Annotated in this window: 21 protein-coding genes; 8 read left to right on the top strand and 13 right to left on the bottom strand. The window is 66.7% G+C overall.

The genetic code is table 11. From position 1 onward, the window contains the following. Positions 1-59 precede the first annotated feature (59 nt). Both radA and alr read right to left on the bottom strand, forming a co-directional pair. Entirely contained in the window at positions 60-1,436 is a 1,377-nt protein-coding gene (radA, locus tag NX773_RS12815; RefSeq protein ID WP_258856691.1) for a DNA repair protein RadA, read from the bottom strand. Continuing rightward, positions 1,429-2,538 (bottom strand): alanine racemase, encoded by a 1,110-nt coding sequence (gene alr, locus NX773_RS12810; RefSeq protein ID WP_258856690.1) that lies wholly within the window; start codon positions 2,536-2,538, stop codon positions 1,429-1,431. Before alr ends, radA begins: the two co-directional genes overlap by 8 nt. A gap of 128 nt (positions 2,539-2,666) precedes the next feature. On the opposite strand from alr, the gene lplT reads away from it, so the two are divergent. Then, on the top strand, positions 2,667-3,932 hold the full coding sequence (gene lplT, locus NX773_RS12805; protein WP_258856689.1) for a lysophospholipid transporter LplT: 1,266 nt from the start codon (positions 2,667-2,669) through the stop codon (positions 3,930-3,932). 126 nt (positions 3,933-4,058) lie between these two features. On the opposite strand, the gene NX773_RS12800 is transcribed toward lplT, so the two are convergent. From NX773_RS12800 to tsaB, 4 genes are read right to left on the bottom strand one after another with little or no spacing between them, the layout of a single operon-like run. Next, positions 4,059-5,003: a DUF1853 family protein gene (locus tag NX773_RS12800; protein ID WP_258856688.1), complete on the bottom strand. Its 945-nt coding sequence runs from the start codon at positions 5,001-5,003 to the stop codon at positions 4,059-4,061. Then, positions 4,987-5,793 carry a uracil-DNA glycosylase gene (locus tag NX773_RS12795; RefSeq protein ID WP_258856687.1) on the bottom strand — a complete coding sequence of 269 codons (807 nt, stop codon included), beginning with the start codon at positions 5,791-5,793 and terminating at the stop codon, positions 4,987-4,989. The genes NX773_RS12800 and NX773_RS12795 overlap by 17 nt, the downstream gene beginning before the upstream one ends. Beyond that, positions 5,790-6,257 carry a ribosomal protein S18-alanine N-acetyltransferase gene (gene rimI / locus NX773_RS12790; RefSeq protein ID WP_258856686.1) on the bottom strand — a complete coding sequence of 156 codons (468 nt, stop codon included), beginning with the start codon at positions 6,255-6,257 and terminating at the stop codon, positions 5,790-5,792. Before rimI ends, NX773_RS12795 begins: the two co-directional genes overlap by 4 nt. Then, on the bottom strand, positions 6,257-6,967 hold the full coding sequence (gene tsaB, locus NX773_RS12785) for a tRNA (adenosine(37)-N6)-threonylcarbamoyltransferase complex dimerization subunit type 1 TsaB (protein ID WP_258856685.1): 711 nt from the start codon (positions 6,965-6,967) through the stop codon (positions 6,257-6,259). The genes rimI and tsaB overlap by 1 nt, the downstream gene beginning before the upstream one ends. Before the next feature lie 80 nt (positions 6,968-7,047). Between tsaB and NX773_RS12780 the strand changes: the two genes are divergently transcribed. Then, positions 7,048-7,473: a thioredoxin family protein gene (locus NX773_RS12780; RefSeq protein ID WP_258856684.1), complete on the top strand. Its 426-nt coding sequence runs from the start codon at positions 7,048-7,050 to the stop codon at positions 7,471-7,473. A 67-nt stretch (positions 7,474-7,540) separates the two neighbouring features. Continuing rightward, positions 7,541-8,488, top strand: a complete 948-nt coding sequence (locus NX773_RS12775) for a sensor domain-containing diguanylate cyclase (RefSeq protein WP_258856683.1) — start codon at positions 7,541-7,543, stop codon at positions 8,486-8,488. Between the two features lie 13 nt (positions 8,489-8,501). Here NX773_RS12775 and NX773_RS12770 read toward each other — a convergent pair whose 3' ends face one another. The 3 genes from NX773_RS12770 to NX773_RS12760 are packed head-to-tail and all read right to left on the bottom strand — an operon-like array spanning position 8,502 to position 15,056. Further along, complete coding sequence (locus tag NX773_RS12770; protein WP_258856682.1) at positions 8,502-9,629, bottom strand: acyltransferase family protein; 1,128 nt, start codon at positions 9,627-9,629, stop codon at positions 8,502-8,504. Continuing rightward, positions 9,629-11,938 (bottom strand): xanthine dehydrogenase family protein molybdopterin-binding subunit, encoded by a 2,310-nt coding sequence (locus NX773_RS12765; RefSeq protein ID WP_258856681.1) that lies wholly within the window; start codon positions 11,936-11,938, stop codon positions 9,629-9,631. Before NX773_RS12765 ends, NX773_RS12770 begins: the two co-directional genes overlap by 1 nt. Next, complete coding sequence (locus NX773_RS12760; RefSeq protein WP_258856680.1) at positions 11,904-15,056, bottom strand: bifunctional diguanylate cyclase/phosphodiesterase; 3,153 nt, start codon at positions 15,054-15,056, stop codon at positions 11,904-11,906. The genes NX773_RS12765 and NX773_RS12760 overlap by 35 nt, the downstream gene beginning before the upstream one ends. 185 nt (positions 15,057-15,241) lie before the next feature. Here NX773_RS12760 and NX773_RS12755 point away from each other — a divergent pair, with 185 nt between their 5' ends. Further along, on the top strand, positions 15,242-15,748 hold the full coding sequence (locus NX773_RS12755; protein WP_258856679.1) for a DUF1993 domain-containing protein: 507 nt from the start codon (positions 15,242-15,244) through the stop codon (positions 15,746-15,748). A 67-nt stretch (positions 15,749-15,815) separates the two neighbouring features. Here the strand turns inward: NX773_RS12755 and NX773_RS12750 are convergent, their stop codons facing one another. The 3 genes from NX773_RS12750 to NX773_RS12740 form a co-directional block, all read right to left on the bottom strand. Beyond that, a complete protein-coding gene (locus NX773_RS12750) occupies positions 15,816-16,019 on the bottom strand; it encodes a DUF1289 domain-containing protein (protein ID WP_258856678.1) in 204 nt (67 codons plus the stop codon). Beyond that, positions 16,000-16,563, bottom strand: a complete 564-nt coding sequence (locus NX773_RS12745) for a DUF1415 domain-containing protein (RefSeq protein WP_258856677.1) — start codon at positions 16,561-16,563, stop codon at positions 16,000-16,002. Before NX773_RS12745 ends, NX773_RS12750 begins: the two co-directional genes overlap by 20 nt. A 114-nt stretch (positions 16,564-16,677) precedes the next feature. Beyond that, positions 16,678-17,199: an NADPH-dependent FMN reductase gene (locus NX773_RS12740; protein ID WP_258856676.1), complete on the bottom strand. Its 522-nt coding sequence runs from the start codon at positions 17,197-17,199 to the stop codon at positions 16,678-16,680. A 321-nt stretch (positions 17,200-17,520) separates the two neighbouring features. Here NX773_RS12740 and NX773_RS12735 point away from each other — a divergent pair, with 321 nt between their 5' ends. The 4 genes from NX773_RS12735 (at position 17,521) to NX773_RS12720 (ending at position 22,492) form a co-directional block, all read left to right on the top strand. Then, positions 17,521-18,795, top strand: a complete 1,275-nt coding sequence (locus NX773_RS12735) for a transglycosylase SLT domain-containing protein (protein ID WP_258856675.1) — start codon at positions 17,521-17,523, stop codon at positions 18,793-18,795. Between the two features lie 353 nt (positions 18,796-19,148). After that, positions 19,149-20,672 carry a DEAD/DEAH box helicase gene (locus NX773_RS12730; RefSeq protein ID WP_258856674.1) on the top strand — a complete coding sequence of 508 codons (1,524 nt, stop codon included), beginning with the start codon at positions 19,149-19,151 and terminating at the stop codon, positions 20,670-20,672. 132 nt (positions 20,673-20,804) lie between these two features. Then, positions 20,805-21,857: a selenide, water dikinase SelD gene (selD, locus tag NX773_RS12725; protein ID WP_258856673.1), complete on the top strand. Its 1,053-nt coding sequence runs from the start codon at positions 20,805-20,807 to the stop codon at positions 21,855-21,857. A 320-nt stretch (positions 21,858-22,177) separates the two neighbouring features. Then, positions 22,178-22,492: a hypothetical protein gene (locus NX773_RS12720; protein WP_258856672.1), complete on the top strand. Its 315-nt coding sequence runs from the start codon at positions 22,178-22,180 to the stop codon at positions 22,490-22,492. Between the two features lie 3 nt (positions 22,493-22,495). On the opposite strand, the gene NX773_RS12715 is transcribed toward NX773_RS12720, so the two are convergent. Continuing rightward, on the bottom strand, positions 22,496-22,912 hold the full coding sequence (locus NX773_RS12715) for a secondary thiamine-phosphate synthase enzyme YjbQ (RefSeq protein WP_258856671.1): 417 nt from the start codon (positions 22,910-22,912) through the stop codon (positions 22,496-22,498). Positions 22,913-23,011 lie beyond the last annotated feature (99 nt).

Genomic DNA, 23,011 nt, shown 5'->3' with positions numbered 1-23,011 from the left:
GCTTCAAACGGGGCGACAATAATCAGAGGAAATTATACGAAACCGGGACCGTCCCTGCCTTAATCGAGTTCACGCAGTTTGCTGAACGCTTCATCGATCCGCTCGACCGGCACGATGCGCATGCCCTCGATCGGCTGCTTGGGCGCGTTCGACTTCGGGATCAGCGCCATCGAGAAACCGAGCTTGGCCGCCTCGCGCAGGCGCTCCTGGCCGCGCGGGGCGGGCCGGATTTCGCCGGCCAGGCCCACTTCGCCAAACACCACCAGCCCGCGCGGCAGCGGCTTGTTGCGCATCGACGAATGGATCGCCAGCAGCACCGCCAGGTCGGCCGCCGGCTCGGTGATCTTGACCCCGCCCACAGCATTGATGAACACGTCCTGGTCGAACGCGGCCACGCCCGCGTGGCGGTGCAGCACGGCCAGCAGCATGGCCAGCCGGTTCTGCTCCAGGCCCACCGACAGGCGGCGCGCATTGGGCAGGTGGCTGGCATCGACCAGCGCCTGGATCTCGACCAGCAGCGGGCGCGTGCCCTCCTGCGTCACCATCACGCACGAACCGGGCACCTGGCTGTCGTGCTGGGACAGGAACAGCGCGGACGGGTTGGACACGCCCTTCAGGCCCTTTTCGCTCATTGCGAACACGCCCAGCTCATTGACTGCGCCGAAGCGGTTCTTGATCGCCCGCACCAGCCGGAAACTCGACTGGGTGTCGCCCTCGAAGTACAGCACCGTGTCCACGATGTGTTCAAGCACGCGCGGGCCGGCCAGCGCGCCTTCCTTGGTCACGTGGCCCACCAGGATGATCGTCACCCCGCTCTGCTTGGCCACGCGGGTGAGCTGGGCCGCGCATTCGCGCACCTGAGCCACCGAGCCCGGCGCGGAGGTGAGCGCATCCGAGTACAGGGTCTGGATCGAGTCGATCACCGCCACCTCGGGCTTGAGCTCGGCCAGCGTGCCGAGGATCTTTTCAAGCTGGATCTCGGCCTGCAGCTTCAGGTCGCGCGCGTCCACCGCCAGCCGGCGCGCGCGCAGCGCGATCTGGGCGCCGGACTCCTCGCCGCTCACGTACAGCGTCTTGCGCAAGTGCGCGATGTTGGCCAGCGCCTGCAGCAGCAGCGTGGACTTGCCGATGCCGGGGTCGCCGCCGATCAGCACCACGCCGCCCGCCACCAGTCCGCCGCCCAGCACGCGGTCGAATTCCTCGATCCCGGTGCCAAAGCGCGGCACGTCGATCGCCTCGATATCGGCCAGCGACAGCACCGGCGCCGCCTGCGCCAGGCCCTTGTACTGCGACTGCGACATGCGGTTCACGCCAGGCGCTTCGGCCACCGTCTCGACCATGGTGTTCCAGGCCTTGCAGTCGGCGCACTGGCCGGTCCAGCGGCTGGCGGTCGCGCCGCAGTCGCTGCACACAAAGCTGGTGCGCGCCTTAGCCACAGGTGGTGCCCAGGCGGCCCTCGACCACGCGCACGCGCGGCGCCACCGCGCACATCAGCTCATAGCCGATGGTGCCGGCGGCATGGGCCACCTCGTCGATCGGCAGGCCGTCGCCCCACAGGATGACCTTGCTGCCGATACGGGCATTGGCCACCGGCGTCAGGTCCACCGCCATCATGTCCATCGACACCCGGCCCACCAGCGTGGTGCGCACGCCGTCCACCACCACCGGCGTGCCGTGCGGCGCGTGGCGCGGGTAGCCGTCGGCGTAGCCGCAGGCGACCACGCCCACCGTCATCGGGCCGGTGGACTCGAAGCGGCTGCCGTAGCCGACCGTCTCGCCAGCCTGGAGCTGCTGCATGCCGATGATCTCGGAGGTGAGCGTCATGGTCGGCAGCAGGCCGTAGTCGGACGCGCTCTTGCCGCCCGGCGTGCCGCCGTACAGCATGATGCCGGGGCGTACCCAGTCGCTGGGCAGCTCGCCCTCGAGCTCGGCCAGGTGCAGCACCCCGCCCGAATTGGCCAGGCTGCGCTGGCCCGGCAGGCCCTCGGCGCCGACCCGGAAGCGGCGCAGCTGCTCGCGGATCGGCAGGCGCGGGTGCTCCAGTTCGTCGGCATTGGCAAAGTGCGTCATCATCGTGATCGAGCGGATGCCCGGGATAGCGGCCAGGCGCGCGTGCGCCGCCGCGTAAGCCTCGGGACGGAAACCGAGGCGGTTCATCCCGGTGTTCATCTTCAGGTGCACGTCGATCGGACGGTACAGCTTGGTGTACTCGAGCATCTTGATCTGCTCGTAGTTGTGGATCGTCGGGTTCAGGTTGTGCTCGGCGAGCAGCGGAATGTCGGAAGCGTCGAAAAAGCCTTCCAGCAACAGGATCGGCTTGACCCAGCCGAGCTGGCGCAGGCGCACCGCGTTTTCCAGCTCGATCAGCGCCAGGCCGTCGGCGTCGGCAAAGCCGCGCATTCCGCGTTCCAACCCATGGCCATAGGCATTGGCCTTCACCACCGCCCAGATCTTCGACGCCGGCGCACACGCTCGGGCGCGGGCCAGGTTATGTTGCATGGCATCGAGGTGGATGGTGGCGCAAAGCGGGCGAGGCATAGGAACTTCTTGAAGTGATAACGGGAACAGATATTTTACCGGACGCAGCACTTTCGCATGGCCGATTTCTTTGGCGACGCGGTCTTTCATGGTATAAAGCAACCCAGTCCAGTTTTTAGAACCTCCGAATGAACCGTGGTTTTTATACCATCATGGCGGCGCAGTTTTTCTCGTCGCTGGCGGACAACGCGCTGCTATTTGTCGCGATCGATCTGCTAACTTCGATGAAGGCCCCGGATTCGCTTACTCCGCTGCTCAAGCTTTCATTCGTGCTGTTCTACGTGCTGTTTGCCGCCTTCCTGGGCGCGTTCGCCGATTCGCTGCCCAAGGGCCGGGTCATGTTCATCGCCAACATGATCAAGGTCGTGGGCTGCGGCATGATCTTCTTCGACGTGCATCCGCTCGTGGCCAATGCCGTGGTCGGCTTTGGCGCGGCCGTGTACTCGCCCGCCAAGTACGGCATCCTGACCGAACTGCTCCCTGCTGAAAAGCTCGTCGCGGCCAATGGCTGGATCGAGGGGCTGACGGTGATGTCGATCATCCTGGGCACCGTGATGGGCGGCGCGCTGGTCGGCCCGCATGGCGGCGCCTGGCTGCTCAGCCACGTGGACATGCCCTTCTTCGACACGCCGGTGGACACACCGAGCGAGGCGTCGCTGCTGGTGATCGTGGCCGTGTACGCGATTGCCGCGCTGTTCAACCTGCGCATTCCGGACACCGGGGCGCGCTACCCGCACCAGGAAACCAATCCCGCGCGCCTGATCGTCGATTTCGCGAACTGCTCCGCCACCCTGTGGCGCGACAAGCTGGGCCAGATTTCGCTGGCCGTCACCACCCTGTTCTGGGGCGCGGGCGCCACCTTGCAGTTCATCGTGCTCAAGTGGGCCGAGCACTCGCTGCACATGCCGCTCGATAAGGCCACGGCCCTGATCGGCGTGGTGGCCATTGGCGTGGCGGTGGGCGCTGCGCTGGCTGCGCGCATGATTCCGCTCAAGAAGTCACTGACCGTGATCCCGCTCGGAATCCTCATGGGCCTCGTCGTGGCCAGCATGGTGCTGGTGCATTCGGTGTGGGTCGCCTACCCGCTGCTGGCGCTGATCGGGCTGTTGTCGGGCTTCTTCGTGGTGCCGATGAACGCGCTGCTGCAGCACCGCGGCTACGTGCTCATGAGCGCCGGCCACTCGATCGCGGTGCAGAACTTTAACGAGAACCTGTCGATCCTGACCATGCTCGCAATGTACGCGATCATGATCACGCTGAAGCTGAACCTGAATGTCATCATCGTGCTGTTCGGGCTGTCGCTGGCCGGCGTCATGTACCTCATCCAGCGCCGCCATGCGGCCAACCAGGCGGAACACGATTCGCTGGCGCTCATTGGCGAGCACAAGCACTAACCCGCGGCCACAACACGTCGTCCCCGCGAAGGCGGGGACCCATGCTGAGTGTGCTTCGTCTGCTGCGCGGCTGACGGATACGATCTATGGGTCCCCGCCTTCGCGGGGACGACGTTCATGCGCTGGCTACGCCATCCGCCGCACAGCGGCCTTCTCGCGCCAGTCGTTCGGCACGATGAAGCCGCGCTCCACCTCCTCGACGCAGCCCGGCTGCTCGCGCACCACCGCCACCAGCACCGGCGACTGGTTCACCTCGAACTGTGCCGACAGCTCCGCATGCAGTTCGGCGCGGTTCAGTATCCACGTGGCAGACTGTGCCCGGAACGGCGGCAGCCATTGCAGCTTCGGCAGGATCAGGAAGGCATCCCCGGCCAGTCCATGCACCTCGTCGAGCGCACACCAGAAACCGCGGCAATGCTGCGCCGAGATGCCGGCAATGGCCGGCCAGGTGCCGAGCGGATAGAACAGCCAGCCCTTGACCAGCGCGTGCGCCTTGACCACCGGCCGCGGCACGATCGCCCGCGCCGCCGGGTGTCTTCCCAGCTCGAGCTGCTGGTCCACGATCTTGCGCATTTTCTTACCCAGTGTGTCGGCCAGGTTCGGCCCGACCAGTTCGTCGAACCGCCGTGCCGCCTGCCCTTCGAGCAGGTAGAACTTGGTCGCAAACTCCACGTGCTCCACCCCGCCGGGCCCCGCGTCGAGCAAAAAGTCGAATTCGCCCACGGTGTCGTTGGGCGACGAGCGCACCTGCACGCCATGTGCGACCAGGATGCCGCGCTGTTCGAAATAGAAGGCCATCAGCTTTTCGGCATACAGGCCAAGCCGGGTGTACATGCGGTTGCCGAGCGCGGCATCGAGGGCGGAAGGGTCGTGGTCGACGTCGGCCAGCCATTGCGCCACCTCGGGCGTGACCGGGCCAAGAGTGCCGACCTTGCCGTGCCAGCCGGGGTCGTTCACGTCGAGCAGGTCGGGCGCGTCCAGCAGCCACGCCAGCGCACGCACCCGCGCGCGCCGCAGGTGCCGCCAGCGGCGATGAAATTGTTCCTGGTAGCTGTCAGCCTGATCGCGCACGGGCCGCCCTCGCCCTGCACAAGTCGGCCCAGGCCAGCGCCTTGTCGGCGCCGCGCCGCAGCAGCTCGCCCGGATGCAGCGTGGCCACCAGCGGCACGCCACGCAGTTCGTGCACCGCGCCGCGCAAGCCGCCGAGCGGTTCGGACAAGGGCTTGCCGAGCAGCCCGTTGGCGGCGATCTGGCCGAGCGTGAGCACCGTGCCCGCGCTGGTCAACGCAAGCTCGCGTTCAAGATACGGCCTGCAGGCGTTCGCCTCTTCCTGCGTCGGCGCGCGGTCGCCGCCCCGGCTGCTCGCCGGGCGGCACTTGACCAGGTTGGTCACGTACACGTCGCGCTCGCGCGCAAGGTCCACTGCGAACAGCATGTTATCGAGCAGCTTGCCGGTGTCGCCGGACAGCGGAGCGCCGGCCTGTTCGTCCGCGGCCGTGCTCGCGCCCGCCGCCACGAACCAGGCCGCCTGGCGGGCGCCGCTGCCAAACACCGGTTTGCGGCCGTCCTTGCAGGCGCCGCAGCGGTTGCAGCTGGCGACGGCCGCGCGCAGTTCGTCCCAGTCCATGGCGGCGATCTGTTCGTCGGTCGGTGCGCCGTCCGCCACGGCTCGCGCAGCGGCTGGCGCCACCTGCTGGCCCAACGCCGGTTCGACGGCTTGTTCCTTGCTTGCCGCCTGCGCGGCGACAGGCAGCACGGCCTGCGGCCCCGGTTCGGCCGCCGGCGCGTCGCGCAGCGTCCACAATGGACCGATGCCCATCTCCTGCAGGAATGCCGCGTCGCGCGCGCTCATGCCGCTCATAGCTGGAACCTCATCACGATTGCGTCCTCGCGTTTGCCCTCATGCGCAGGATAGTACCCCTTGCGCCGCCCGATCTCGACAAAACCATAGCGTTCGTATACCCGCAGCGCGCGCTCGTTGGACGGCCGCACTTCCAGCAACACCGACAGCATGCCATGCTGGCGCGAGCGCTCCGACGCCTTGTCGAGCAGCCAGCGGCCCAGCCCCTCGCCCTGCCGCCCGCCGGCCACGGCCACGTCGAGCAGGTGCGCTTCATCGAATGCATACATGAGCAGGAAATACCCGGCGAGCTCGCCCAGCGGGTCGCGCGCCACCCAGGCATCGTAGCCACTGGCGAGCGAATCGACGAAATTGGCGCGGCTCCACGGGTGCGGGAACACGCTGTTTTCCAGCGCGCTCACCTCGTCGATGTCCGCGCTCGACATGGGCGCGAAATCGAGCAGGTCGTGGACGCTTGCCGCCATTACGCCTGGCCGCCCTTGGCCGCGTTGATCGCCTGCCGCTCGGCATAGGTGTAGGCGACCTTGTTGCGCAGGTAAAGCGGCTGGGCCTGTGCGGCGGGCACGGCCTGCCCGGCCTTCAGCGCGGGGACCGCCAGCGCGGCCAGCTCGCGCGCATGCGGCACGATGTCGGCCAGCGCGCCGGCCGCGAACGCGCGCTGCGCGAACTCCTGCGGGTAGGCGGAAAACCCGTTGCCGCACGCGGCCAGGCCTTCGACCAGCTCCGGCTCGACTGCGCCGGGTGCGCACAAGGCCGGCGGACGCACGATCTGCCAGCCGTTGTCAAAACGGTACTGGGCCCAGTACACCTCGCCCATGCGCGCGTCGAGCACGGCCAGCACCTCGCGTGCGCCGGTGCGCGCGCGGCAGGCCTGCGCCATCGCTTCCAGCGTCACCAGGGGCACCACCGGCAACCCGGCGCCGAACGCGAGCCCCTGGGCCACGCCGCACGCCGTGCGCACGCCCGTGAACGAGCCCGGGCCCGCGCCAAACGCCACCGCATCGCAATCGGCCAGGCGCCGGCCGGCCTCGTGCAGCAGCTCCTGCACCATCGGCAGCACGGATTGGGAGTGGGTGCGCACGCCCGACGACTCGCGCCAGGCCAGGCGGTCCCCGTCGAACAGCGCGCACGATGCGAGCTCGGACGAGGTTTCGATAGCAAGAATGATAGGCATCCCCTATTTTAACCCGGCCCACGCCGGCCCAGCCATGCCCGGCCGTGCCGGAAGCCGCCGCTCGTTGTAGAATGCCGCCCATGCATAGCCTGACCCTCGAGCTCGATAACCGCACCGAAGTCGCCGCCGCGCTGGCGGGCGACCGCTGGATCGTCGCGTGCCTGTGCGCCGCCTGGTGCGGCACCTGCGAGTCGTACCGCGCTGCCTTCGACGCGCTCGCCGCGCGCCATCCGGACAAGGTATTCGTCTGGATCGACATCGAAGACCAGGCCGACGTGGTGGGCGACCTCGACGTCGAAAACTTCCCCACCCTGCTGCTGCAGCACGGCGAGACCGTCGCGTTCTTCGGCACCGTGCTGCCCGACCCGGCGGTGGCCGACCGCATGGTGCAGGCGCAGCAGGCGGTCCCGGACGCCGAGCAGGCCCGCCTGGCCCAGTCGAGCGACGAGCGCCGCCAGTGGCAGCGCGAGTGCAACCTGCGCACCCTGCTGCGCAACGCCGGCTGAGCGCAGGCTGCGCACGGCCGGCAAATTCCGGTATGATCCGGCGGGTTGTCAAATACCGAACACTGCCGTGATCCATTCCGAGCCTGACCTGACCGCGCGCGCCGTCAACCTCCTCAATTGCGGCGTCGTCGTGCTTGACGCGAACCATGAGATCGTCTTGTGGAACGGCTGGATGGTGCCGCGCTCGGGCCGCGCCGCCTCGCGCGTGCGCAACCAGTCGCTGTTCGATGTCTTCCCCGTCCTGCGCGGTTCGCGCGTGGAAGCGGCGGTGCTCGGCGCGCTCGCCGACAACGTCACCACGGCCATCCCGCAAACGGAAGAGCATTCGCCCTTCCCGCTGCGCCAGGCCGGCAGCTTCGACGGTCCGCCGATCGACCAGGCGGTAACGGTAACGCCCTTCAGCGAGGGCGACGAGCGCTTCTGCCTGATCGAGATCCGCGACGTGAGCGGCACCGTGGACCGCGAGCGGCGCCTGCTCGACCACGCCGAGTCGCTGCGCGCGCGCTCCTACGTGGACGGCCTGACCGGCATCTCCAACCGCCGCTACTTCGACGTGGCGCTTGATCGCGAGCTGCGCCGCGCGCAGCGCGCCGGCGGCGAGCTATCGCTGCTGCTGATCGACATCGATTCGTTCAAGGCCTACAACGACCACTTCGGGCACCAGCAGGGCGACGCCTGCCTGGTCACAGTGGCGCAGGCGCTGGCCGGCCAGCTCAAGCGCCCCGCCGACATCGCCGCGCGCTACGGCGGCGAAGAGTTCGCTGCGATCCTGCCCGACACCTCGGCCGAGCAGGCGCTCACGGTGGCCAACGCGATCCGCGAACATGTTGCGTCGCTGGGCCTCGAACATGCACCCGCCGCGGCGCATCCGGTCGTCACCCTGAGCATTGGCGTGGCCAGCTTCGACCGGGAGCGGCTGCACGAACCGGCGGCGCTGGTCGAGGCTGCGGACAAGGCGTTGTATGCCGCCAAACACGCAGGTCGCAACCGGGTGGTCTCCAGCGCACAGGCGTAGAAACAGTGCGTGCTCAGGCGCTCCGCCGCAAGATGACGTTCGGCGCCGCCCGCGATGACGGGCGCGCGAGCAGCCGCTCGATCGAGATGGCCAGCCAGTAGCAAGCGACGAGCACGGGAAGGTAGATCACGAACGTCCATGTTTGCGAGGCGCCCGCAAGTGCGCGGTACAGGGCCACGGCGCCAAGCACGACAAACATGTGCGACAAATAGAGCTCGTAGCTCAACTCCCCCATCCGCGCCAGCCACCGCAAACCCCGCCACTGTGACGGCGGCTGGCTGTGCGCCGCGATCAGCGCCGCGCCGGCGCCAAGGCAGAGCAGGTACATGCCGGACTTGAACAGGTGGCGGTGCACCAGTTCGCCCCAGCCGATGGCAAGCAGGATGCAAAATCCGCCGAAGATCGCCAGCGCACGGGCATCGCGCGAGCCCGGGCGCCAGCGCTGGGCCAGCAGCGCGGTCAGCACGCCCCATGCGATGGCGGCCATGCCGGGCAAATAGGCCTTTTCCCACCACACCTCGTCGCTCACCGGCACGAGTGAGCGCAGCGGAACCAGGCTAGCGGCCCACACCAGCAGCGCGGCCACCAGCACCCGGCGCGGCAGCCACAGGCACAGCAAGGGAAAACCGAGATAGAAGACCTCTTCGATCGAGAGCGACCACAGCACGTCCCAGCCCGCCGGCGCCCAGCCGGTGCGGCCTTCGTACCAGTTGAAGGTGAACGTGAGCGCGGACCCGAGCAGGCCGCCCACGCTTTGCCGTCCGCTCTCTGGCGCGAACCCGGGCACGTCAAGCCATGCCAGCGCACCCAGGATCACCAGCGTCACGCCGAGCAGCGGCAGGATGCGCCGGGCGCGCGCCCGGTAGAAGCGGCCCAGGTTCACGCGCTTGAGGTCGCCGTCGTGCTCGATGATCCGGGTCGTGATCAGGAAGCCGGAGATGACGAAGAAGATGAACACCGCCTCGTAGCCATTGAAGCTGATCGCGTTGATCAGCCGCTTGGGCAGCCACTCGCCGAGCAGGCTCGGACCCAGCGGAACCCGGAACGGCAGCGCCAGGTGGTGCACGATCACGAGCAGGATGGCCAGCCCGCGCAGGCAGTCGATGCCGAAATTGCGGCGTAGCGAGGATGCGTGCTGCATCAGGCGAGCCGCAGCGGCAGGCTGCGCAGGCGCTGGCCCGTCAGCTTGAACACGGCTGCGGCAACCGCGGGCGCAATCGGCGGCACGCCCGGCTCACCCGCGCCTTGCGGCAGCTCCGCGCTTGGCATGATGATGGTCTGGACCTCGGGCGCCTGGTCGATGCGCAGCACCGGGTAGTCGCCGAAGTTGGACTGCGCCACGCCCCCGTCCTTGACCGTTATCTCGCCCATCAGCGCCGCCGACAGGCCGAACACCACGGCCGACTCCATCTGCTGCGCGACGATATTCGGGTTGACCACCATGCCGCAATCGACCGCGCACACGACCTTGTGCACGCGGATGTCCTTGCCCTCTACCGACACCTCGGCCACCTGCGCCACGATACTGCCGAAGGACTGGTGCAGCGCCACGCCGTGCGCCCTGCCCTCGGCCGGCTTGCCGGCGCGGGCGACAGCCGCATCCAGCACCGCCAGGTGGCGCGGATGCCGCGCAAGCAGCGCGCGCCGCAGCGCCACCGGGTCCTTGCCGGCCGCGTGCGCCACCTCGTCGATGAAGCTCTCCTTGAAGAACGCATTGTGCGAGTGGCCCACCGAACGCCAGTACCCGACCGGCACCGCGCTGTCCACGATCACGTGCGCAATGTGCTGGTTGACGATCTCGTACTGCATGTCGTACTCGCCCTCGGCCGTGGTCTTGTCCGGCCCCACTCCGGGCAGGCCCAGGTTGCGCGGGTAGTACTGGTGGCCGATCGCGGCGCTGGCCGATGTGCTCTGCCAGGCCAGCACATTGCCGGCAGCGTCCAGCTTTGCGGAAAAGCGCGCCAGCGCCGCCGGGCGATAGACGTCGTGCGTGACATCGTCTTCGCGCGTCCAGATCAGCTGCACTGGCTTGCCGCCGGATGCCATCGCGAGCGCGACCGCCTGCGCCACCATGTCCACTTCCAGCCTGCGGCCAAAGCCGCCGCCAAGCAGGGGCACCTCGATCGCCACGTCGTCCCGGCTCACGCCCGCGACACGCGCCGCGGCCTGCACCGCCACGCTCGGCACCTGGGTCGAGGCCCACAGCCGGACTTTGCCATCGGCGACCTGCGCGGTGCAGTTGACCGGCTCCATGGTCGCGTGGGCCAGGAAGGGCGCGCGATACTCCGCCGTGACGGTCTTGGCGGCGCCGGCCACGTCCTGCGTGCCGCTTTCGTGATAGGTGAAGCCCGATCCGGTATCGAGCGCATGGGTAAATCCGGCGAAGATCGCGTCATTGGAAAGCCTGGCCGCCGCGCCCTCGTTCCAGTTCACCGGCAAGGCGGCCGCAGCCTGTTTGGCCTGCCACCAGTGCTGCGCGATCACCGCCACCCCGGCCCCCGCTCCCATCATCGGCAGCAGCGCGCCCGAAATGTCGAGGACTTTGAGCACGCCCGGCAGCGACGCCACCTTGGTCGCGTCGAACGACGCCACCGTGGCCCCGAACACCGGCGCCATCTTCACCGCCGCATAGACCATGCCCGGCGGACGCACGTCGATGCCGAACACCGCCGTGCCATTGACCTTGGCGGACGAATCGCGGCGCGGCACTGGCTTGCCGATGATGCGGAAATCCCTGGGCTCCTTCAGGCGCACGTCGCCAGGCCCGATGCCGGCGCCAGCGTCGGCCGCCCGCGCAGCCAGCGGCCCGTAAGCCAGGCGCCGGCCGTCCTTGTGGATCACGAATCCGTCCTGCGTGCGGCAGTCGTCCGGCGCGGCCTTCCACTGTGCGAGCGCGGCCTTGACCAGCATCGCGCGCGCCACCGCGCCGGCTTCGCGCATCGGGCCCCAGGCGTCGCGTACGCTGGTCGAACCGCCGGTGAACATGATGCCCAGCTCGCGCCCGACCTTGGCCAGCAGCCACTGCGCGCCCTGTTTGGCCGAGCCTTTGTCGTCGGGGTGGAACGGCAGGTTGTCTTCCATGACCGCCAGGTTGGCGTAGATCTTGTCGATCGGCGCCTGCATCACGCGCACGGCGGACAAGGGGACGTCCAGCTCCTCGGCCACCAGCATCGGCAGCGCGGTATGCACGCCCTGCCCCATTTCGCTGCGGGGAACGACGACGGAGACGGTGCCGTCGGGCGCGATCGCGACCCAGCCGTTGAGGGCAACCGTCCCGTTCGAGACCGGCAGCGGCGCCGAGGAATGCAAACGCTGGCGCGGCGGGGCCAGGCCCCAGCCGACCACCAGCGCACCGCCGGCCGCCAGCCCGGCCAGCAGGAAGCGCCTGCGGCCGCGGCTCTTCGGCACGGCCCGGTCAGCCTGTGGCCGCTGCAATAAGGTTTCGCTCATCCCGTCGTCCCCATCGTGCCAGCAGCTCCTGTGCGCTCGCCGGCTTGCTGTAGTAGTAGCCCTGTGCGCGGTTGCAGCCGTGGCGCAGCAGGAACGCTGCCTGTTCGGCGGTCTCGACGCCTTCCGCGATGACCGACAGATTCAGGCTCTTGCCGAGCTGGATGATCGCGACCGCGATCGCCTCGTCGTTGGCGTCGGTTGAAATGTCCTTGATAAAGCTGCGGTCGATCTTCAGCGTCTGCACCGGCAATTGCTTCAAGTATGCCAGCGAAGAGTAACCTGTGCCAAAGTCGTCGATCGCCAGGCCCACGCCGACCTCGTGCAGGTCGTTGATGAACTGGAGCGCGTCGCCGGTGTTCATGATCACCGACTCCGTCACTTCCAGCTGCAGGCGCGCCGGCTCCAGCCCTGACTCGTGCAGCACGCCGGCCACCATGGCGGCGATGCTGCCGCGCTCGAACTGGCGCACCGACAGGTTGACCGCCAGCTTGGGCACCACGAAACCCGCTTCCTGCCAGCGCACCATCTGCGTGCACGCCTGCTCCAGCACCCATTCGCCAAGCTGGCTGATGAAGCCGGTGTCCTCGGCCAGCGGGATGAAGCGCGCCGGCGGCACCAGGCCCAGCTCCGGGTTCTGCCAGCGCACCAGCGCCTCGACCCCGATCAGGCGGCCGGAATCGATCTCCACCTGCGGCTGGTAGTGCAGGAAGATCTCGCCCTTTTCGATCGAGCGGCGCAGCATGGTCTCGATGCGCAGGCGTTCCAGGCCTTCGCCGGTCATGGACGGCGCGTAGAACTGGAAGTTGTTGCGCCCGCGTGCCTTGGCCTGGTACATCGCCACGTCCGCATTCCGGATCAGCATGTTCAGGTCCTGCGCGTCTTGCGGGTACATGCTCACGCCCACGCTGCAGGTGACGAACAGCTCGTAGTCGGACACCGTGAACGGTTGCTCGAACATCGACACCAGCTTGCCCGCCACATGGCCGGCGCCGAACTGGCCGTCGATATTTTCGAGCAGGACGATGAACTCGTCGCCGCCCAGGCGCGCCAGCGTGTCGCCCTCGCGCAGGTTGCTCGACAGCGCGCGCGCCACCTGCTTGAGCAGCTCGTCGCCGATGTGGTGGCCCAGCGTGTCGTTCACGTTCTTGAAGCGGTCCAGGTCGATGAACAGCACCGCCAGCTCGGTCTTGTTGCGCGCGGCCTGCTGCAGCGCGTGCTGCAGGCGGTCGTGGAACAGCAGCCGGTTCGGCAGCGCAGTCAGCGGGTCGTGGTGCGCCAGGTGGTCGAGCTTGGTCTGCGCCTCCTTGGCGCGCGTGATGTCGCTGAACACCGCCACATAATGGGTCACCGCGCCCGAATCGTCGCGCACCGCCGATACCGTCAGCCACTCCAGGTACACCTCGCCGTTCTTGCGGGCGTTCCAGATCTCGCCGCGCCAGAAGCCGGATTCGGCCAGGTCGCGCCACAGCGCGTCGTAGAAACGCTCGTCGTGGCGCTTGGAGCTCGTCAGGCTCGACTGCTGGCCCAGCGCTTCAGCCTCGGTGTAGCCGGTAATCTGGGTGAACGCGGGATTGGTGGCGATGATCTTGCCGTTCAGGTCGATCACCATCACGCCGTCGGCAATGTGCTCGAGCGCGGTCGCCCACAGGCGCAGGTTCTCGTCGGCCAGCTTGCGTGCCGTGATGTCGGCATACACCCAGAGGCTGCCTTCGTGCGGCCGCAGCGGGTCGAGCGCGCGCCCGCTCACCAGGCACCAGATCAGGCTGCCGTCGCGGCGCCGGAACTGGCGCTCTTCCTCGACCTTGCCGCCCTCCGCCAGGACCGGGTAGTGGCTCTCGCCGGCGCGTTCGTAGTCGTGCGGGCTGGGGAACAGCAGTTCGGTCGAGGCGCCGACCAGCTGGCCATTGGTGTAGCCGAACAGCTCCTCGCAATGGCGGTTGGCCGAGATGACGCGCCGCTCGCGCACGAACATCACGCCGAACATCACGTTGTCGAGGATGACGCCCTGCTCGGTCAGCAGCTCCTCGATCTGCATCTCGTTGTGCTTGCGTTCGCTGATGTCGTAGATGATGCCGTCGATACGGCAGGCGGACACGCCCGGCTCGTCCACCGGCTGGCCGCTTTCCAGCACCCAGCGCTCGATGCCCCAGGCGTCGATGATGCGGTACTCGACCTCGTAGGGCCGGCCAGCCTCCACCGCCTCCTTGACCACGCGCCGCTGCATGCGCCGGTCTTCCGGGCAGATGAGGTCGGACCAGTGTTCGGCCGGCGCGCCGATGAAGCGCTTGGCCGGATGCCCGGTGATTTCCTCGGCCGCATCGCTGACGAATTCGATCGCACCGCCGAAACGGGCGCGGAACACCACGCCGGGCACCTGGGCCACGATCGAGCGAAAGCGCTCCTCGCGCCGGCCGATGTCGAGGAACAGGTTGCGGATCGCGATGCGCATGCTGTCCATCTGGCTGCCGAGCAGCCCCAGCTCGTCGCTGGCGGCCAGCGTCAGCGGGGTTTCGAAGTCGCCGCGCGACAGGCGGTCGGAAAAACCGGTCAGCGCGCGCAGCGGCTGCAGCAAGCGATATTTAAGGAACAGCGCGATGAGCAGGACCGAGCCGGCCAGCTGCCCGACCAGCACCAGCGCCCGGTTCACCTGCCGGGTGTGCAGGTCGTGCTGGCTGCGCAGGTCGTCCATCTCGACCGTGATGCTGCCGATCGGCTGGCCGTGCATGAACACGTGGCGCTGCGTGCGCCGCAGTTGGCCGGCCGGGACGCGGGTCGAGCGCAGGTCGACAAAGCCGGGGTCGGACGCGCCGCGCACCACCACATGCACGACCGAAGGGTCGCGCATCACCGACTCGGCAAGCTGGCGCGCCGCTTCGGCGTTCATGTTCCAGAGCGATTCCTGCACGCCCAGCGCCAGGATGTCGGCGTTGCGCTGCAGCGACTCGTTCAGCGCCGTCTCGGCGGCGCGCTGCTCCTGCACGCCGATCAGGAAATAACTGCCCACGCCGGCCGGAATCGCCAATCCCCCCAGCACGACCAACAGCAGTGCGCCATAGATCGACTTCCCGTAGATCTTGCCCAGGTAAAGAGGGAATCGGAAGAAATCGGTCTTCGGCATGAAAGGATCCGAAATGTTAAAAAACCAGCTGCCAAGCGAGCAATATTGCACGTCAACATTATGCGCCTAAACCTTGCTCCTCGTCACGAAAATTGGAACAGAGAAACTAAAAGTGCAAAATGTGCAATTCACTACGCAGATTGAAGGGAGTTGTTATCATTGCGTCATTTCTGAAGGAGACCAACATGACCGTTTCAATGTACGACGCTTCGGTGCCCGTGTTCCGCCAGATGCTGGGCAGCCTGTCCGCCATTCTGGACAAGGCCGAGGCACACGCCAGCGCGCGCAAGATCGAGCCGGCGGCGCTGCTGCAGGCGCGGCTGTACCCGGATATGTTCCCGCTGACGCGCCAGGTGCAGATCGCGGCTGACTTCGCCAAGGGGGCGTGTGCGCGCCTGGCGGGTGTCGAGGTGCCGCGCTACGAGGATACGGAACAGAGCTTTGGCGAGCTGCGGCAGCGGATCGGGAAGACGCTGGCTTTCATCGAAGGCTTGCCGCGCGAGGCGATCGCCGCCAGCGAGGCGCGCGACATCGTGCTGACGGTGGCGGGCAACCCCCGCGAGTTCAAGGGCCAGCCTTACCTGCTGCATTACGCGCTGCCCAACTTCTATTTTCACCTGACGACCGCGTACGCAATCCTGCGCCACAGCGGGGTCGAAATCGGCAAGCGCGATTTCATCGGGAGTTTCTGAGGCATGCCTGAACGCGTGGGCAGGGTGAGGCTGGGCAGTGCCCAGCCGAACTCCCACCCACTTAGGGTCAGCCGTTCCGGCGCGGGTAGCCCTGCGCCAGGATGCGCTGCCACACCAGTTCTTTCTGTTCGGCGCTCATCGACACCCAGTGCGCGACCTCGACCACGGTGCGCCCGCAGCCGCGGCACACCTCGTCGAACGTGGTCGAGCAAACCGCCACGCACGGGGTGTCCGGCCGTGGCGGCAGCTTGTCAGCGGGCAGGTCCGACATCGAGCTTGTCCCAGCCCTCGTGGCCGAGCTTTTCCATGGTCTCGATGTTCTTCTCGAAGATATCGGCCGCGTCGGGGAAGGCCTCGACCGCGCGCGCGATGCTGTCTTCGCGCAGCAGGTGCAGGATCGGGTACGGCGCGCGGTTGGTGTAATTCGAGATGTCGTTCTGGTCCGTGTCCGCGAACTGGAACTCGGGGTGGAAGCTGGCCACCTGCAACTCGCCCTCGAGCTCCATGTCTTCGAGGGCGGCGTCGGCGACGTCGAGGAAGTCGTTGAAATCGAGGAATTCGGTCAGCACGCCCGGGTGGATCAGCAGCGTGGTGTCGATCTTTTCCGCGCTGGTGTCGGACAGCAGCTGCAGCTCGTCCATCAGCTGTTCCAGCAGCGCCTCGGGCGTGGTGGCGTGCGACACCACGTAGCGCACCTGTTCCTTCACATACACCGACTTGGCAAACGGGCAAAGGTTCAGGCCGATCACCGCGCGTTCCAGCCAGCGGCGGGTCGATTCGATGACCGCATCATCGTTCAGGTCGGTAGTGCTCATGTGATGCCTTCTAAAAAATGCGCTCCGCGCAAAGCCGGGATTGTACGCACTCTTTGCGTGCGCTCATAGTTCCGGCGATGGCAGACTGTACCTTTTAGACAGCCGCGAGCATTGCTACGGTGCCGCCAGCACCTCGACCGCGCCGCGCAGGGCCTGCACCATGTCGGGCCGCGCCAGGATGCCGTTCACCCCCATCCGGCTGCCCTGCAGCGGCAGGTCGATCGAGGCTTCGGGCACCAGCCGCAGGCACATCGTGCGCAAGATCTCGCGCAGCGACTCCTGCGCATGGTAGGCGCGCGGCGAGGTGTTGAGCAGCGCAACGCGCTTGCCCGGCAGGTGCTGCATGCTCACCACCCAGTCGAGCGCGTTCTTTAACACACCCGTCACCCCGTGCGCGTACTCGGGGCTGGCGATCAGCACCGCGTCCGCTTCGGCCAGCGCGGTGCGCCATGCAGTCACCGGCTCCGGCGCCGCGTTGTCGAGGTCAGGGTTGAACAGCGGCAGCGCGCCAATGCCGTCGAACAGGCGCACCTCCGCCCACGGCGGGGCCACCTGTTGGGCTGCCCGCAGGGCTGCCGTGTTGTAGGAGGCGGCCCGCAGGCTGCCGGAGACGGCGAGGATCACAGAGTTTTTCATACTTGAACAGTGTCACGTTGGAATTACAGTGCTGCAAGCAAATATACTCCGTCGCGGCGCGATGCGCTGCCTCGAAAGTAACCGGCGGTCAATGCCGCCATCGGCCGCATTTCACATTTCGGATCGTTCTTCAAGGCAAAAAAGTTGTTGTTCCGTTAGTGCCATTACAAAGATTGCCGCAAAGAATCAAGCACTTAACAATAGATTTAAAACAGAAAAATTTGTAACGAGCTCGACATATTTCTTGACTGGCTTGGGGCCTCATCCTTACACTCCCAAACTCCCCGGCCAAGTAGTTCCCGGACGCAACACTGGATAGCTATGCACGAAACGACCCGCATTTCCCGCGCAGTGGCCGCTTTGGCTTTCCTGCTCGCCCCTGCCCTCAGCCACGCCGCCGACAACGCCAGCACTGGCGCGCCGGTGGCCAGCATCCGCAGCGCCCAGGCGCAGTCGGGCGCATCCCGGCTGGACGACTACAAGGACCCGGACCTGTGGGGCCGCATTCGCAGCGGCTATGCCATTCCCGACCTGGACAATGCGCTGGTCGCGCGCAACACGCAGTGGTATGTGAGCCGGCCGGATTACCTGGCGCGCACCGCCGGCCGCGCGTCGCTGTACCTGTACCACGTGGTGTCCGAGCTCGAAAAGCGCGGCATGCCGACCGAGCTGGCCCTGCTGCCGGTGATCGAGTCGGCGTTCAACCCGCAGGCGCTGTCCACCGCCAACGCATCCGGCCTGTGGCAGTTCGTGCCGGGCACGGGCAAGGACTTCAACCTCAAGCAGAACATGTTCAAGGACGAGCGCCGCGGCGTGCTGGCCTCGACCGATGCCGCGCTCACCTACCTGCAGCGGCTGTACACCATGTTCGGCGACTGGCAGCTTGCGCTGGCCGCCTACAACTGGGGTGAAGGCAATGTCCAGCGTGCCATCAAGCGCAACCAGGCGCTGGGCAAGCCCACCGATTTCGACAGCCTGTCCGACCTGATGCCGGCCGAGACGCGCAACTACGTGCCCAAGCTGCAGGCGGTCAAGAACATCATCGCCAACCCGGGCCAGTACGGCGTCAGCCTGCCGAACATCGAGAACTCGCCCTACTTCACCCAGGTGGACAAGACCAGCGACATCGACGTGGCGATCGCCGCGCAGCTGGCCGAAATGTCGGTGGACGAATTCAAGGCGCTCAACCCGCAGTTCAAGAAGCCGGTGATCACCGGCGAAGAGACCAAGATCCTGCTGCCGAAGGAAAACGCGGAGAAGTTCCACATCAACCTGTCGCAATGGGGCCGCGCGCTGTCCACCTGGACCACGCACAAGATCACCGGCGCCAAGGAGAGCATCGCCACGCTGGCGTCCAAATTCCACACCACGCCTGAAGTGATCCGCCAGGCCAACAACATTCCGGCGCAGAGCCGCCTGAAGACCGGTTCCACGATCCTGGTGCCCAGGACCTCGGCCAGCACCGGCGACATTGCCGAAAGCGTGATGGACAACGCCGTCGTGTCGTTCGAGGCCGACCACCGCAATCGCACCAGCAACAAGTACAGCGGCACGTCGCGCTTCAAGCCGCGCAACGGACACACCCACAAGCGCTGACGCGGCAGCGGCCGGGCCGCAGAAAAAAACAGGGCGGACTATACATGCGGGCCCAAACTGCGGTATAGTTCGTCTTGTGCGCTGCAAAAATCACCGCCGCTCCCATCGCGGCAAGTAGTTCGCAAGCAGCATCACTAGCAGCTTCGCAAGCCCAAGGTATCCACGAGATACCCTCCCGAAAAGCCCTCCGCCCTGTGTGCCGCAACCTGGCACCGTCCCGGCGCAAAGCTTTTGTGCCGAAATTTCTTTTTCATCTTTTAAGTCATTTCGTTGTTGGTTGGTTCGCGTTGCTATTTTCGCGCTCGTCCTTGATGGCCCGGGCGCCCACTTGAAAGAAACGAGTAAAGTAGACAATGAATTTTGAAGCACTAGGCTTACACCCTTCTATCGTCAAAGCCGTCACCGACGCCGGCTACACCCAGCCGACCCCGGTCCAGGAACAGGCCGTCCCGGCCGGCATTGGCGGGCGCGACCTGCTGGTGTCGTCGCAGACCGGCTCGGGCAAGACCGCGGCGTTCATGCTGCCGGCCCTGCACAAACTGGCCAGCGCGGAACAGGCCCCGATGGGCCGCACCCCTGCGCAGGAAGCGCAGTCGGCCCGCTCGCGCGGCGAGCGCGTGCGCTTCCGCCCGGCCCAGCCCAAGATGCTGGTGCTGACCCCGACCCGCGAACTGGCGCTGCAGGTCACCACCGCCACCGAAAAATACGGTGCGCACATCCGCCGCGTCCGCGCGGTGTCGATCCTGGGCGGCATGCCCTACCCCAAGCAGATGCAACTGCTGGCCAAGAATCCGGAAATCCTGGTGGCAACGCCGGGCCGCCTGATCGATCACATGGAGTCGGGCAAGATCGACTTCTCCCAGCTGGAGATGCTGGTGCTCGACGAAGCGGACCGCATGCTGGACATGGGCTTCATCGAGGACATCGAAAAGATCGTCGCCGCCACGCCTGAAAGCCGTCAGACCATGCTGTTCTCCGCGACGCTCGACGGCGTGGTGGGCAACATGGCGCGCCGCATCACCAAGGACCCGCTGGTGATCCAGATCGCCAGCGCCACCAAGCGCCACGAGAACATCGAGCAGCGCGTGCACTTTGTGGACGACCTGTCGCACAAGAACCGCCTGCTCGACCACGTGCTGCGCGACGACGCGCTCGATCAGGCCGTGGTGTTCACCGCGACCAAGCGCGACGCCGACATGATCGCCGACCGCCTGAACATCGCCGGCTTTGCCGCCGCTGCCCTGCACGGCGACATGCACCAGGGCGCGCGCAACCGCACCCTGAACGGCCTGCGCCGCGGCCAGGTCAAGGTGCTGGTGGCAACCGACGTGGCCGCACGCGGCATCGACGTGCCGAACATCACCCACGTGGTCAATTACGACCTGCCGAAGTTCCCCGAGGACTACGTGCACCGCATCGGCCGCACCGGCCGTGCCGGCCGCAACGGCCTGGCGATCTCGCTGGTGAACCACGCCGAGAGCATGCACGTGCGCCGCATCGAGCGCTTCACCAAGCAGCCGATCCCGGTGAACGTGGTCGAAGGCCTGGAACCGAAGCGCGCGCCGGCGCCCCGTTCGGCTGCGCGTCCGGGCTGGAAGCCGGGCGAAGGCCGCTATGGCAAAAAGCCGGGCCAGCGCAGCTTCGGCCCCGGCGCCCCGCGCCGCGAGGGCGAAGGCCACGGCCGTCCGAATGAAGGCCTCAACCGCCCGAACGAAGGCTACCGTGCCAACGACGGCCGCCGTTCGAACGAAGGCCACCGCTCGGGCGATCGTCCGCAGCGTTCCGGCGAGGGCTACAACAACCGCTCCGGCGGTGGCTACAAGGGTTCCCACCCGCGCTCGACCGACAGCGCGCGCCGCAATTTCGGCGACTACTGATCACGCCTGACGTGATACGGACAACGGCTCCTTCGGGAGCCGTTTTTTGTTCAGCGGCACAAGCGGAACCGACTTGCGCGATAATCACGGTTTGTCCCGAACACGAACCAACCGACAACACGGAAGCGAACCATGAGCACTGAACAACCCATCAAACTGACCTCGTTCTCGCACGGCGGCGGCTGCGGCTGCAAGATCGCGCCCGGCGTGCTGTCCGAAATCCTGAAGAAGTCGAGCGGCTTTCCGGTGCCGCCGCAGCTCATGGTCGGCATCGAGACCTCGGACGACGCCGCGGTGTACAAGCTCAACGACGAGCAGGCGCTGATCGCCACCACCGACTTTTTCATGCCGATCGTGGACGACCCGTTCGACTTCGGCCGCATCGCCGCGACCAACGCGATCTCGGACGTGTACGCGATGGGCGGTACGCCGATCATGGCGCTCGCCCTGGTGGGCATGCCGATCAACAAGCTGCCGCTGGAGACCATCGGCCAGATCATCCGTGGCGGTGAGTCCGTCTGCGCCGAAGCGGGCATCCCGATCGCCGGCGGCCACACGATCGACTCGGTGGAGCCCATCTACGGCCTGGTGGTGATGGGGTTGGTGCACCCGTCCAAGGTCAAGCGCAACGCCGACGCGCGCGCCGGCGACGTGCTGGTGCTGGGCAAGCCGCTCGGCGTGGGCGTGCTGTCGGCCGCGCTCAAGAAGAACGCGCTGGGCGAAGAAGGCTATGCCGCGATGATCGCCAACACCACCAAGCTGAACAAGCCAGGCAAGCTGCTGTCCGAGATGGCCGGCGTGCATGCGCTGACCGACGTCACCGGCTTTGGCCTCCTGGGCCACCTGCTGGAACTGGCGCGCGGCGCCAAGCTGGCCGCGCATCTGGACATGAAGGCGATCCCGCTGCTGCCGGGCGTCGAGCAACTGGCGCACGACGGCTTCTTTACCGGCGCGTCCGGCCGCAACTGGGACGCGTACGGGCACGACGTGCAGCTCGCGCCGGCGATCACGGGCGCCCAGCGCGCACTGCTGACCGATCCGCAGACCTCGGGCGGCCTGCTGGTATCGTGCGATCCGGGCAGCGTGGACGAGGTGCTGGCCTTGTTCAAACGTGAAGGCTTCGAGAGCGCAGCGGTCATCGGGCGGATGGAGGGCGGCGCGCCGCAGGTAACTTTGGCAGCTTAAACTCGAACCGTCCGGTGGCCATTACACTCATTCATGCGATGGCAAACCGACGAGGCCGAGGTGACAAACGAGATCCTTCAAGTCAATCCGAAGAAGCTGGTCTTCCAACAGGCGAGGCAACAAATGAACGGATCTCTTGTCAAAAAGGCTTGAGGCGGATATGAGGAAGCGCGGCTATGACCAGAACCGACCGGTCAGCGCGGTGCGGTTGAAGGATGGCCGGATTGTCATTTCGGACGGCGATCACCGCGCCCTCGCCGCCGCCCGAGCCGGCCTCGAGAATATCCCGGTCCAGGCGGATGACAGCGAAGGAAACAGGTATGACTAGCCAGTACCAGGCGGTTTTCGTACTCCCATCGCAAACGTCAATGCGGCTGGGCGCATGCGGCTGGGAATTCTCTTCCGAAAATCGAGTGGCGCCAGAAGTATTGAAGTCGCTCGTTGAAGCCATGCATCTTCAAGAGCAGCCTTCCACCCTCGGAATGGAAGTGTACGAAGGGGACGGCATGAAGCTGACGGCAAGCGTCGATGACCGGGGGATCGAGCACCTTTTTTTCCAACTCCGACAACGCTCACCGCATGAGATCGAAAGCGTGATCCGAGGCAGGAACGTTGAGGTGTTCGCGCCAGACTGAACCTCAGCCGCCCAGCACCGTCACCACCACCCGGCGCCGGTGCGCCGACGTGCGGTGCTCCCACAGGTAAATGCCCTGCCATGTCCCGAGCAGCAGGCGCCCCCCGCCCACCGGCACCGTCAACCCGGCATCGGTCAGCACGCTGCGCGCATGGGCTGCCATGTCGTCCGGGCCTTCGGTGTCGTGCCGGTAGTCGGGATCGCCGTCCGGCGCCAGCCGGGCCATGATCGTTTCCAGGTCGCGCCGCACGTCGGGGTCGGCATTCTCGGTAATCGTCAGCGAGCAGCTGGTGTGCTGCACGAACACGTGCGCCAGCCCGCACTGGACCCCGGATTCCGCGACGACCTTGCCGACGGCCTCGGTGATGTCGCGGGTGCCGCGCCCCGGCGTGGAGACCTCAAGAATGCGCTGGTGTGCCACCTGTTCGTCCTTCCCATCTGAAAAGGCCGCCCGCGCAGCCCGCGCCACATGATACCCAAGGCGCTGGCTGAAAGCAGGCACGTCATTGGCCCGACCGGT

It is taken from the genome of Massilia solisilvae (assembly GCF_024753215.1).
GTDB lineage: Bacteria > Pseudomonadota > Gammaproteobacteria > Burkholderiales > Burkholderiaceae_D > Telluria > Telluria solisilvae.
Note: the sequence above shows the minus strand (reverse complement) of the source record. Positions and strands in the feature narration are given on the sequence as shown.